Consider the following 12,597-nt stretch of genomic DNA (forward strand, 5'->3'; position numbering starts at 1 on the left):
AGTTTTCCAGTGGCACCACTTCGTGTCGGACTTGTCGGTCTTGGAGAGGTCGCGCAGTCGATCCATCTGCCTGTTCTGGCCGACCAGCGCGATCGCTGGACGATCGCGGGCGTATACGATGTCTCGCCGAGCCTGGTGAGCCTCGTCACCTCCGGATACGCGCCCGCCAAAGCCTTCGAGACGGCCGAGGCGTTGATCGCTTCGCCCGATATCGACGTGGTCTTCGTGCTGTCGTCCGACGACACCCACAGCCGCTTCGTGCGCGCCGCCATGCAAGCCGACAAGCACATATTGCTGGAAAAGCCTGCTTGCCTAACGGTGCGCGAAATCGATGAATTGCTGGCCCTGATGCCGGTCTACAAGAAGACCCTGTTCGTCGGCTATATGCGCCGCTACGCACCGGCTTATCTTGCCGCCAGGGACGAATTGCCCGCGCATGCCGACATCACCCATGTCCGCATCTTCGACCTGATCTCTGAGGGCCGGCATTTCCTCAACAAGAGCCAGAACATCCTCTATCCCAGGGACATCGACCCTGCCCTTTTGGCACGCGGCGCCAGGAAGCGGGACGCGCTGATCCGCGAAGTCGTCGGCGCCGACGCACCCGCCGACCTGATGCGCGCCTATCGCGGCCTGACCGCACTCTCCTCGCACCACATCTCGGCCATGCGCGGGCTGATCGGCGAGCCGCAAGGCGTGGTGTCAGCGCACCGCACCAATGGCGGCGCCAACACCTCGGTGACCTTCGACTATGGCCACTTCGCCTGTCTCTATGACGCGGTGGTCGACGATCTCGGCCTGTTCGACGCCATGATCGAGGTGCGCTCCAACACCAGGCGCGTGCGCATCATCTACGACACGCCCTATATCAGAAGCCTGCCGACACGGCTGGAAGTGACCGAAGCCGGTCCGCTCGGCCCGGTGACGAAAACCTTCGGGCCGCTCTATGGCGACGCCTTCTCCAACGAACTGGAAGCCTTCCACCGCCACATCGCGGAAGGCACCAAGCCGCTGACCGACCTCGCCGACTCCCGCCGCGACCTGGCGCTGATGGCCGAGATCATCGAGGCGATGAAGGAGAGTGGCGCCTGAGCGTTGCAGGCAGGAACAACAGGTTTCGGCAAAGACGTCTGATTGGCTCTTGCCGAAGCCCATGGCCTCGCTCATCCATGGTGTGGGAACAACCGCCCGGGAGCCATGATGACCGACGCCAGCCTCCACCTCGTCGAAGCGACGATCGACCAACTGCGCCAGGCGCTCGACGGGGGCACGGTCACCAGCGTCGAGTTGGTCGCGGCCTATCTCAGGCGCATCGCGCATTTCGACAGGCACGGCATTGCGCTGAACGCCGTGCCCGTGCTCAACCCCGCCATGTTCGAGGAAGCCGCCGCTTCCGACCAGCGGCGCCGGCAAGGCAGGACGCTCGGTCCCCTCGACGGCATCCCCTACACCGCCAAGGACAGCTACAAGGTCAAGGGCTTGACGGTAGCCGCCGGCTCGCCCGCCTTCGAGCATCTCGTCGCCAATGAGGACGCCTTCACCATTGCGCGTCTGCGGGCCGGCGGCGCGGTGCTGATCGGCCTCACCAACATGCCGCCCATGGCCAATGGCGGCATGCAGCGCGGCATCTATGGCCGCGCCGAAAGCCCGTACAATGCCGACTACCTGACCGCCGCTTTCGCCTCGGGCTCCTCCAATGGTTCGGGCACCGCGACGGCGGCCAGCTTCGCCGCTTTCGGCTTGGGCGAAGAAACCTGGTCGTCCGGCCGCGCGCCGGCCACCAACAACGCGCTGGTCGCCTATACGCCCTCGCGCGGCGTCATCTCGGTGCGCGGCAACTGGCCGCTGGTGCCGACCATGGATGTGGTCGTGCCGCACACGCGCGGCGTGCCCGACATGCTGGAACTGCTCGATGTCATCGTCGCCGATGATCCGGAAACGAGAGGCGATTTCTGGCGCGCCCAACCCTGGGTGGCGCTGCCCAGGAGTTCCGACTTGCGCCCACCGCGTTACACCGATCTGGCGCTGAAGGGGTCGCTCAAAGGCAAACGGCTCGGCGTGCCCAGAATGTATATCGGCCGCGACAGCGAGGCCGACCGCCCGATCGAAACCCGCGCCTCGGTGCTTGATCTATGGGAGCAGGCGGCGACGGATTTGCGCCGGCTCGGCGCCGAGGTGGTCGAGGTCGATTTCCCCGTCGTCTCCAACTATGAGCGTGACCGCCCGGGCGCGCGAACCATGGTCGAGCGTGGACTGGTGCCGGCGGATTTCGCCGACCGTGAACTCTGGGATCTCAGCATCTGGGGCTGGGACGATTTTCTGCGCGCCAATGCCGACCCCGCCTTGCCCGATCTCACTGCGGTCGACGGCCCGAAAATCTTTCCACGGCCGCCGGGCACGCTGCCCGACCGCTATGAAGGCGGCTTCGATCTCAAGGAATATGTCGAGCGGGCGAAGACCGGCGTCACGCCGTTGGCCGACATCTCCACGATCGAAGACGGCATCAAGGGACTTGAAGCGACACGGCGCATCGATTTCGAGGACTGGCTGCACGCCAACCGCCTCGATGCCGTGGTGCTGCCGGCCGCCGCCGATGTCGGGCCGGCGGATGCCGACGTCAATGAAGACTCCGCCGATCTTGCGTGGCGCAATGGCACCTGGGTCGCCAATGGCAATCTGGTCTGGCGCCATTTCGGCATCCCGACCGTCACCGTGCCGATGGGCACCATGGCCGACATCGGCATGCCGGTCGGCCTCACCTTCGCCGGCAAGGCCTATGACGACGAAAACCTGCTGCGCATGGCCGGCGACTACGAACGTTCCACGCAGCGCCGCACACGCCCGCCGCGCACGCCTGAACTGGCCGACGATGTGTTTCCGCACCGCCCCACCGAAGCCGGCAGTGGCGGAGCGCCCGCGCTCACCATCAAGCTTGCGGCCGAGACGAGTAGTTCGGGCGATCAGGACGAGATCGCCATCACCGTGGACTTGTCTGTCGATGAAACCGACGCGGGGAACGCCAGCGTCTTGGTACACGTCAACGGAGAGCCCATCGCGATCCAACTGAGCGGCGCGCGGTTCACCGGCCGGACGCTCGTTCCGACCAGCGAGCATCGGCGCTTCCACAGCGTCTGGCGCGGCTCCTACGGCTCGATCGTGACGGCGGTGGTGCGGGTGGAAGATGGACGCACCGCCGGCGCCTATGTGGTTACGGGTGGCATTGGCTGAGTGTCAGCCCCTGTCGATTCGTCATCCTAGGGCGGAGCAAGGAGCGAAGCGACGCGGCGCAGACCCTAGGATCCATGCCGGGACTCTGGGGCGCCGCCACGGTACAGAATTCTGCTCCGCTGCACACTTCGATAGACGTCACGGAATGGATCCTAGGGTTCCGCGACGGAGCTTCGCTCCTGCTACGCCCTAGGAAGTCGCGGGAAGCCACGCCAGCTGCTACCCCCGCGCGGCCCACAGCAAACCACGCTCCATCATCAGCGCCATCTCCGGCACCGCGAACTCATCCGCGGTGTGACCAAGCGAACTGTAAAAAACCTTGCCCGCGCCGTACCTGCGCTTCCAGACCACCGGCATGACGACGCCGCCAATGCCCGGGAAATGCGCATCGCTGAAGGTGGTTGTCGCCAGCACCTCGTTGCTCGGGTCGACATGCATGTAATATTGCTCCGACCGATAGGCGAAATCGCCGAGGCCTTTCGTGATCGGATCGTCCGGCCGGGTGATGACGACGGTGTAGTCGATGATGTTGCCGGGATGCGCGACCCATTGGCCGCCGGTCATGAACTGATAATCGGGCTCGCCACGAAAACTGTCGCCCATGGTGCCGTGGAAGCCGCCGAGCCCGCTTCCCCCGCGAACGGCCTGCGTCAGGTTCTTCAGCTCGGCCTTTTCGATCGTCGACATGGTGATGACGGGCACGATGAGATCGAAGAACGACAACTCCGGATCGGCGAACATCGCCGTTCCCTGGCCGAGCGTGACCGTGAAGCCGTTGCGCTCCAGCATGTCGCGCACGACATTGGCGCTGCGCTCAGGCGTGTGGCCTTCCCAGCCGCCCCACGCGATCAACGCCGTCTTCGCCATGCCGTGAACCTCCGAACCGCCCGCCGCGTCGATGGTTACACGGCGCGGCCGTCAGCGCCAGCCCAGCCCCGGCGCGACATGGGTCAGTATCGCCTCGATGACATGGGCGTTGTAGTCGACGCCGAGCTGGTTGGGCACGGTGAGCAGCAGCGTGTCGGCCTCGGCGATCGCCTCGTCCTGCGCCAGTTCCTTGATCAGCACGTCGGGTTCGGCGGCGTAGCTGCGGCCGAAGATCGCCCGCGTGTTCTCCTCGATAAAGCCGATCTGGTCGCGGCTTTCATTGCCGCGGCCGAAATAGGCGCGGTCGCGGTCGTCGACCAGCGCGAAGATGCTGCGGCTGACCGAGACGCGCGGCTCGCGCTTGTGCCCGGCCGCCTTCCAGGCCTCGCGATAGATACGGATCTGCTCCGCCTGCTGGACATGGAACGGCTTGCCGCTCTCGTCGAATTTCAGCGTCGAGCTCTGCAAATTCATGCCGAGCTTGGCCGCCCATTCCGAGGTGGCGTTGGTGGCCGCACCCCACCAGATGCGCTCGCGCAGGCCTTCCGAATGCGGCTCGAGCCTGAGCAGGCCGGGCGGGTTGGGGAACATAGGCCGTGGATTGGGCTGGGCAAAACCTTCGCCGCGCAACGTGTCGAGGAAAACCTCGGCGTGATGGCGCGCCATGTCGGCGTCGCTCTGGCCCTCCTGCGGCGCATAGCCGAAATAGCGCCAGCCATCGATGACCTGCTCGGGCGAACCGCGGCTGATGCCGAGCTGCAGCCGCCCGCCGGCGATGATGTCGGCGGCGCCCGCGTCCTCTGCCATGTAGAGCGGGTTCTCGTAGCGCATGTCGATGACCGCCGTGCCGAGCTCGATGCGGCTGGTCTTGGCGCCGGCGGCGGCCAGCAGCGGGAATGGCGAGGCGAGCTGGCGCGCGAAGTGGTGCACGCGGAAATAAGCCCCGTCGGCGCCAAGCTGCTCGGCGGCGACAGCGAGATCGATGGATTGCAGCAGCGCGTCCGAAGCCGAACGCACCTGCGATTGCGACGAGGGCGTCCAATGCCCGAATGACAGGAAACCGATTTTTTTCATGGTCCTGAAGTATATGCCGGCGGCACATGCTTCAATGGCGAAAGATGAGGGTTACACACCGTCGCCCTCTCGACACCAAATGTTCGCGATACCGAAGTGCCAAAACCGCTGTGGAGGATGGGATGCTCGGAGGAATCCGCATCATCGAGATCGAGGCGCTGGGTCCGGCGCCCTTCACCGGCATGCTGCTCGCCGATCTTGGCGCCGATGTCATCGTCGTCCACCGCAAGCAGGCGTCCATGCCGGGCGCGCCCGAACGCTCGCTGCTCGATCGCGGCAAGCGCTCCATCGCGCTCGACCTCAAGGACGCCGGCGACGTGGCCGTGCTGATGCGCCTGATCGCCACCGCCGACGGGCTGATCGAGGGGTTCCGGCCCGGCGTGATGGAACGTCTTGGGCTTGATCCGGATGCCTGCCACGCGGCCAACCCGAAGCTGGTCTACGGCCGCATGACCGGCTGGGGCCAGGACGGACCGCTCGCCGCCACAGCGGGCCACGACATGAACTATACCGGCGTATCGGGCGCGCTCTGGTACGCGTCCCCGCCGGGAGAGCCGCCCATGGCGCCGCCGACGCTCACCGGCGACATAGGCGGCGGCGCGCTTTATCTGGTCATCGGCATGCTGGCCGGCATCGTCAAGGCCCGCGCCGGCGGCCAGGGCACCGTGGTCGACGCTGCGATCGTCGACGGCTCGGCGCACATGATGAACCTGCTGATGTCGCTCGGCCAGTCTGGCGCGCTCGCAGCGGAACGCGGTCAGAGCCTGCTCGACGGGCCGCATTGGTGCCGCGTCTACCGAACGTCGGATAGCGGCTTCGTCAGCGTCCAGTGCCTGGAGCCGAAATTCTATGCGCTCTTCCTCGACAGGCTGGGCCTTGCCGCCGATCCGCAATTCGCCAACCAGTTCGATCGTGATCTGTGGCCCGGGCTTTGCGAGCGGCTGGCCGCGATCTTCGCCACCAAACCGCGCGACGAATGGGTCAAGCTGTTCGAAGGGTCCGACGCCTGCGTCGGGCCGGTTCTCAGCCCCCATGAAGCAGCCCTGCATCCGCACATGGCCGTGCGCGGCACATGGCTGACGGCGGACGGCGTCCTGCAGGCCGCGGCCGCGCCGCGCTTTTCCGACTGGCAACAAAAGACCCCGGCGAGAAGCCCCGCGCGCGGCGAACATGATGCCGAAATCCGTGCGGGCCTGGCGCGTTGAGACGAGGTCCATGGCGGTTCGATCGATCATAAAATTCCCCAACCCCCTGCTGCGCGCCGTCGCCGAGCCTGTGGAGTTGTTCGACGGCGGCTTGAAGGATCTGGCCGGCGACCTTATCGACACCATGCACGCGGCGCCGGGGATCGGCATCACCGGCCCGCATATCGGCGTTTTGAAACGCCTGGTCGTCATCCAGCTCCCGTCCGATACGGAACCCGGAATCTACGTAAATCCATCCGTCATCCAGGCCTCGACCGAGATGATCCGCCACGCGGAAGGCAGCGTTTCGATGCCCGGCGTCACCGAGGACATCGAGCGGCACGTCCGCATCCGCGTCCGCTATCAGGATCTCGACGGCAATGAGCGGTTCGAGGACGCCGAGGGTCTGCTGGCGGTTTGCCACCAGCATGAAATCGATCAGCTCGACGGGCTGTTCTGGACGCACAGGCTGACGCGCCTCAAGCGCGACCGGCTGGTCAAGCGCTACGGCAAGCTGATGCGAGCCTCAGATTCAGCGAACACGTGACCCCCGCGCGTCGAAGATGCGCGTGCGACCGGCCACGAAGCGCAGCGTGATCGTCTCGCCGAAACGGGGCTGGTCCTCGCGCCGTTCGGCGACCACCGTTTCGCCGCTCGGCAGCGCGCCATGCACGTAGGATGTCGATCCCAGCCGCTCGGTGACATCGACGGCAAGCGCAAGCTCGACGCCCTGCTTTTCGTCCAGATGTTCCGGTCTGATGCCAAGCGTGACTTCCTGGCCGCTGGCGAGCCTGGCGGCAAGATGCGAGACGTCCACCCTGGCATCGCCGACGAGCACGGTTTTCCCGTCCTCGGCCACTCTCGCCTTGAGGAAATTCATGCGCGGCGAACCGATGAAGCCGGCGACGAAGGCATTGTCGGGGTCGTCGTAGAGCGACAACGGCGTGCCGACCTGCTCGATCTTGCCGGCCTTGAGCACGACGATCTTGTCGGCCAGCGTCAGCGCCTCGGTCTGGTCGTGCGTCACATAGACCATGGTCCGGCGGATCGACTGGTGCAGGCGCTTGATCTCGGCGCGCAGTTCGGTGCGCAGTGCCGCGTCGAGATTGGACAGCGGTTCGTCGAACAGGAACAGCCGGGGATCGCGCACCAACGCCCGGCCGATGGCGACGCGCTGGCGCTGGCCGCCCGACAGTTCGCGTGGCTTGCGCTGCAGCAAGGCCTCGATCCGCAGCAGCCTGGCCACCGCCGCCACCTTTTCCTGTGACGTCTTGCGGTCGAGCCCGCGCATCTTCAGCGGGAAGGCGATGTTTTCGGCCACCGACATGGTCGGATAGAGCGCGTAGGACTGGAACACCATCGCGACGTCGCGCTCACGCGCGGGAAGATTGGTGACGTTGCGGTCGCCGATCACGATGCTGCCGGAATCGATCGGGTTTAGCCCGGCAACGGCATGCAGCAGCGTCGACTTCCCGCAGCCGGACGGGCCGAGCAGCACGACGAAGGAACCCTCCTCGACCTCGACCGAGACATCGTCCAGCACGTTGACCGCGCCGTAGGATTTCGACACCGACCTTATCGACAAATTCGCCATCGGATCCCCTCAGCCTTTCACGCTGCCCAGCGTCATGCCGCGCACGATCTGCCCCTGCACCAGGACGCCAAGCACGATCATCGGCAGCATGATCAAGGTGGCGGCAGCGGTCAGCGCACCCCATTGGATGCCTTGGAATGTCAAGAACGAGGTGATCGAGACCGGCAGGGTCTGCGTGGCGCGACCGGTCAGCACCAGGGCGACGAAAAACTCGTTCCAGGTGAACAACACGCACAGGATCAGCGTCGCGACGATGCCGCCGCGCGCCGCCGGCAGGTAGACATGCCAGAACACGCTGAACTCGCGCGCGCCGTCGACGCGGGCCGCATCGCGCAATTCCTTCGGGATGTCGTCGAAGAAGGTGATCAGCAGCGAGATCGCGAACGGCACGTTGACGAAGGCATAGGCGGCGATCAGCAGCCAATGCTGGTTGAGCGCGCCGATGCGGGTCGCCAGGTAATACATCGGAATGACGAACAGCAGCGCCGGCGCGATGCGCAGGCTAAGGATGAATTTCTCCTTCGAACGGCGCAGGTCGCCCGGCTGCTGCGCCAGCCCGTAGGCGGCGATCGAGCCGATGGCGACCGCCAGCGCGCTGGACAGGATGGAGATGATGAAGGAATTGGCGAAGGCGCTGAGGAAGCCGCGATTGGCGAACACCGTGCGGTAATTGTCGAGCGTCGGACTGAACAGCCAGACCGGCGGAATGGCGAAGGCGTCGCGCGTCGTCTTGAACGAGGTCACCACCACCCAGTAGAGCGGGAACAGCACCGCCAGCAAAAGCATGAGCAGCCCGACATAGAAAATCGCGCGCCGGCCCATCAGCGCTCTCCCGCTTTCGGAAACAGAACGCTGTACATGGTCAGGAGCGCGACATTGGTGAAGATGGTCAGGATCACGGCGATGGCCAGTGCGTAGGAAATGTCGAAATTGGTGAAGGCGACGATGTAGCCGTAATAGTTCAGCGTCTCGGTCGACAGCGCCGGCCCGCCGCGTGTCATGATGTAGAACAGGTCGAAGGCCTTGATGCTGTCGATCGCCCGGATCAGCGCGACGATGGCGAGCGCCCGGCGCAGCATCGGCAACAGCACATACCAGGTCACCTGCCATTCGCGCGCGCCGTCGACACGGGCGGCGTTCAAGGGATCGGTGGGCGCCGATTCCAGCGCCGCCATCACCAAGAGGATGACGAAAGGCGTCCATTGCCAGATATCGGCGATCAGCACGGCGAACAGCGCGATCCGAGGGCTGCCCAGCCAGTCGACCTGGGCTATCCCGGCCAGCGACAGCAGGTAGTTCGCCATGCCGGTGGCGGGATCGAACAGGAAGCGCCAGGTCAGTCCGACGACGACCGGCGTCATGATGATGGGCACCAGCAGCAGCGTCCTGACCAGCCGCTTCATGGCGAAGTCGCGATCGAGGAACAGCACGACGGCAAGCCCGAGCGCGATCTCGATGATAGTTGCCAGCGCGGTGAACAGCACCGTGCGCCACAGTGCCGCCATGGCGCGCGGATCGCCGAAGAAACGCAGATAATTGTCGAGACCGACGAACTTCTCGCGCCCGGCGCGCATCAGCGACAGATCGTGCAGCGAAATCCAGATCACGAACAGCGTCAGCGCGACCGATGCCACGGTGAGGCAGACGATGATCGGCTGGAAGAAGTGCTTCGTCGGGTCCGACGCTGTTGTTGCCACGGTCTCAATCCATCCGGTGAGAATCTCGCCCTGCCGCGCACAGGGAGCGCACGCGGCAGGGCACGCGCGCCCGCCTAGCGGGCGAGCGCGGCGTTGTTGGCCTCGTCCGCCTCCTTGAGGGCGTCGGCGGCGCTGGCCGTGCCGGCAAGCGCCTTGGAGACGGCGATGCCGGTGTTGTTGATGATCTCGTTGGCCTGCTCGACCGTCGGCAGATATTGCGGATTGCCGGCGTTGATGGCGGCGATCATGCCATCCCTGAAGGCGCCGTAGCGCTTGCCGAAAGCCTCGCCGTTCAGCACCGAAAGGGATGTCACGCCGGAGTTGGGATCGGTTTCGATCGCCTTCAGCTGCTGCTCCTTGGCGGTCGCCCAGGCCGCGAACAAGGCTGCCGCTTCCTGGTTCTTGGATTCGGCCGAGACATACATCGAATGCACGGCGAGCGATGACGAGCCGCCCTTTGGCGAGGCGGACTTCATCGGCACCGGCACATAGCCGACCTTGCCGACGACGGTGGAGACGCTGGGATCCTCGTTATAGGCGCCGTTGACGGTGGCATCGAGCGTGATCGCCGCCTTGCCTTGCTGGAACAGCAGCCGGTTTTCTTCCCAGCCGAAATTGGCGACGCCGACCGGGCCGTAATCCTTCAGCACCTTGGTGAAGGCATCGAGCGCGGCGACGCCCTCCGGCGTTGCCAGCGCCGACTTGCCGCCGGTATCGAGGAACGAGCCACCAAAACCCCAGAGATAGGCTGCCCAGACATAGACGCCCTGGATGCCTTGCTGGCCGCGCATGGTGATGCCGGCGATCTGCTTGTTGGTCTTCTCCGAAATGGTCCTGGCCGCGTTTTCGATGTCGTCGAACGTCTTCGGCGCGGCAAGCCCATACTGCTCGAACAGATCCTTGCGGTACATGACGAAGGTGCTCTCGCCATAGACCGGGAGCCCGTAGACCTTGCCGTCGACGATGTTGGTGTTGAAGTAGCCGGGCACGAAATCGGCCTTGTCGAAGTTCTCCTTGTGCTTGGCCAGGAAATCGTCGAGCGGCACGATATAGCCGGACTTCACGAAGCCCGGCAGGTAGATGATGTTGTTCTGGACGACGTCGTAGCGGCCGGACTTAGAGGAGAATTCGAGCAGTTCCTTGGCCGTGATGTCCTGCTCGGGCACGATCTCGAGCGCCACGTCGATCCCGGTCACCTGCTTGAATTCCGGCAACAGCCTCTGGATGGCATCGGTCGTCGGATGGCCTTCGAGCAGCACCGACAACTGCACCCCGTCGAACGGCTTGTCTTGCGCCAGGGCCGGCAAGGCCGTGGCAAGCGCGGCCGCAGCCACGGTAAGCATCAACACATTGCGTCTGTTCAGCATTTTTTCGTCTCCCATTGTTGGGCCGCTTTGGCCTCGTTTCAAATTCCCGTTGTCTGTTCGAGCATGATCTTTTCCGAAAACCGGCAACCACTTTTCGGGATCATGCTCCGCCGAGGCGCACGATTTCGCCGCTCCGCGCCGACTGCATCATCGCCAGTGTGAGTTCGAGCGAACGAAGGCCGTCGCGGCCACTGGCGATCGGCATGTCGGCGCCGTCGAGCCAGGCAAGCAGGCCGCCGAGCTGGCGCGCCAGGTCGCCGTCGAGACGGCCGTTGACGACAGGCCAGTGCTGGGTGTCGATCTCCCGCGACGTCTCGTTGCTGGCGTAATAGAGGCCGCTGTCGCCGCACTGGACCTCGAACGAACCTTCCGTCCCGATCAGCTCCATGCGCGCATCGATCATGTGGCGGGTGCCGGCCGGCAGCGACCAGGCGCTTTCGAAATTCACCACCGTGCCACCGGAGAAGCGCACGATCGCGGCCAGGCTGTCCTGCGTGCCCGATGCGCCGAGCAGAATGTCGGTCTGCTGGGCATAGACGGAAACCGGGTGCTGCCCGTCGAGCATCCATAGCACCATGTCGACGTCGTGGACGGTCACGTGCAGCGCCAGCGGCAGCTTGCCGCCATAACGTTTGGGGCCCTCGGTGCGTGCGCTGTTGCGCCGGGCGTAGATGTGGATCGGCTCGCCGATCTTGCCCGAAATCATGAGTTCCTTGGCCGCGGCGTAGCGCGGATCGAAGCGCAGGAGATAGCCGATGCCGAGCTTGACCTTGGCCTCATCGCAGGCCGCGATGATGGCCCGCGCATCCTCCACCGTGGAGGAGATCGGCTTCTCGACGAAGATGTTGATGCCGGCCCTGGCCACGGCAACCGCCGGCGCCAGATGCAGATTGTCGGGCGTGCAGATCGAGACGAGGTCGAGATCGCGCTCGCCCGCCAGCAGCGCCTCATGACCGGGATAGACCTTGCAGCCCGGCGCCTTGGCCGCGACGGCGCCGGCCAGTTCCAGATTGGGATCGACGATCGCCGCCAGCTCGCAGCCGACCATGTCGGCGAAGATCGCGGCATGCATGGAACCCATGAAGCCCGCACCGATGACGGCGACGCGGTGGCGCTTGATCATGACTGGTTCCTCCTCAACTGCGGATTGGCGCTCCACGACCCGACCTGGTCGACGAAGCCGCGGGTTATAGCATCGGGCCGCGTGATGGCGCCGCCGACGACGATGAAGCGAGCGCCAAGCTCGAAGCAGCGGACGGCTTCCCGTGGCGTCCAGATGCGGCCTTCGGCGACGAACGGCAGGCCGGCCGCGGCGAACTGTTCCATAAGCTGGAAGTCCGGCCCGCGCTGCTGGTTGGAATAGGGCGTGTAGCCGGCCATGGTGGTGCTGATCAGCGAGGCCCCGGCGTCCAGGGCGCGCTTGCCTTCGTCGAGCGTGCTGACGTCGCCCATCGACAGGCGTCCCCTCGCCGCGATCGCATCGAACATCGTCTTCAGATCGGCCGGGCGCGGCCGGCTGGTGGCATCCAGCGCCACGATGTCGGCACCGGCGTCGATGATCGATGCGACATCGGCAAGCGTAGGCG

Annotated in this window: 12 protein-coding genes; 4 read left to right on the plus strand and 8 right to left on the minus strand. The window is 65.2% G+C overall.

The features are described from left to right. The first annotated feature begins 9 nt into the window (after nucleotides 1–9). Nucleotides 10–1,092 (plus strand): Gfo/Idh/MocA family oxidoreductase, encoded by a 1,083-nt coding sequence (locus FJ948_RS29090; RefSeq protein ID WP_140710588.1) that lies wholly within the window; start codon nucleotides 10–12, stop codon nucleotides 1,090–1,092. A 108-nt stretch (nucleotides 1,093–1,200) separates the two neighbouring features. Then, nucleotides 1,201–3,228 (plus strand): amidase, encoded by a 2,028-nt coding sequence (locus tag FJ948_RS29095; RefSeq protein WP_140710590.1) that lies wholly within the window; start codon nucleotides 1,201–1,203, stop codon nucleotides 3,226–3,228. A gap of 219 nt (nucleotides 3,229–3,447) precedes the next feature. Here the strand turns inward: FJ948_RS29095 and FJ948_RS29100 are convergent, their stop codons facing one another. Further along, a complete protein-coding gene (locus FJ948_RS29100; RefSeq protein ID WP_140710592.1) occupies nucleotides 3,448–4,095 on the minus strand; it encodes a ThuA domain-containing protein in 648 nt (215 codons plus the stop codon). A gap of 51 nt (nucleotides 4,096–4,146) precedes the next feature. After that, complete coding sequence (locus FJ948_RS29105; protein ID WP_140710594.1) at nucleotides 4,147–5,169, minus strand: LLM class flavin-dependent oxidoreductase; 1,023 nt, start codon at nucleotides 5,167–5,169, stop codon at nucleotides 4,147–4,149. Nucleotides 5,170–5,291: 122 nt separating this feature from the next. Between FJ948_RS29105 and FJ948_RS29110 the strand changes: the two genes are divergently transcribed. Both FJ948_RS29110 and FJ948_RS29115 read left to right on the plus strand, forming a co-directional pair. After that, a complete protein-coding gene (locus FJ948_RS29110) occupies nucleotides 5,292–6,374 on the plus strand; it encodes a CaiB/BaiF CoA-transferase family protein (RefSeq protein WP_140710595.1) in 1,083 nt (360 codons plus the stop codon). A gap of 10 nt (nucleotides 6,375–6,384) precedes the next feature. Then, a complete protein-coding gene (locus FJ948_RS29115) occupies nucleotides 6,385–6,900 on the plus strand; it encodes a peptide deformylase (RefSeq protein WP_140710597.1) in 516 nt (171 codons plus the stop codon). Here the strand turns inward: FJ948_RS29115 and FJ948_RS29120 are convergent. The 6 genes from FJ948_RS29120 to FJ948_RS29145 form a co-directional block, all read right to left on the minus strand. Then, entirely contained in the window at nucleotides 6,886–7,947 is a 1,062-nt protein-coding gene (locus tag FJ948_RS29120) for an ABC transporter ATP-binding protein (protein ID WP_140710599.1), read from the minus strand. The two genes, FJ948_RS29115 and FJ948_RS29120, sit on opposite strands and share 15 nt — an antisense overlap. A 9-nt stretch (nucleotides 7,948–7,956) precedes the next feature. Beyond that, entirely contained in the window at nucleotides 7,957–8,769 is an 813-nt protein-coding gene (locus FJ948_RS29125; protein WP_140710601.1) for a carbohydrate ABC transporter permease, read from the minus strand. After that, on the minus strand, nucleotides 8,769–9,644 hold the full coding sequence (locus FJ948_RS29130) for a sugar ABC transporter permease (protein ID WP_224542508.1): 876 nt from the start codon (nucleotides 9,642–9,644) through the stop codon (nucleotides 8,769–8,771). Before FJ948_RS29130 ends, FJ948_RS29125 begins: the two co-directional genes overlap by 1 nt. Nucleotides 9,645–9,718: 74 nt before the next feature. Beyond that, the gene (locus tag FJ948_RS29135; RefSeq protein WP_140710605.1) at nucleotides 9,719–11,011 is read right to left on the minus strand and encodes a sugar ABC transporter substrate-binding protein; all 1,293 of its coding nucleotides are present in this window, start codon (nucleotides 11,009–11,011) and stop codon (nucleotides 9,719–9,721) included. Nucleotides 11,012–11,111: 100 nt separating this feature from the next. Continuing rightward, on the minus strand, nucleotides 11,112–12,134 hold the full coding sequence (locus FJ948_RS29140; protein WP_140710607.1) for a Gfo/Idh/MocA family oxidoreductase: 1,023 nt from the start codon (nucleotides 12,132–12,134) through the stop codon (nucleotides 11,112–11,114). Next, a partial coding sequence (locus FJ948_RS29145) for an N-acetylmannosamine-6-phosphate 2-epimerase (protein ID WP_140710609.1) occupies nucleotides 12,131–12,597 on the minus strand: 467 nt, incomplete at its 5' end. The genes FJ948_RS29140 and FJ948_RS29145, both read right to left, overlap by 4 nt.

Source organism: Mesorhizobium sp. B2-3-12, from assembly GCF_006442205.1.
Lineage (GTDB): Bacteria > Pseudomonadota > Alphaproteobacteria > Rhizobiales > Rhizobiaceae > Mesorhizobium.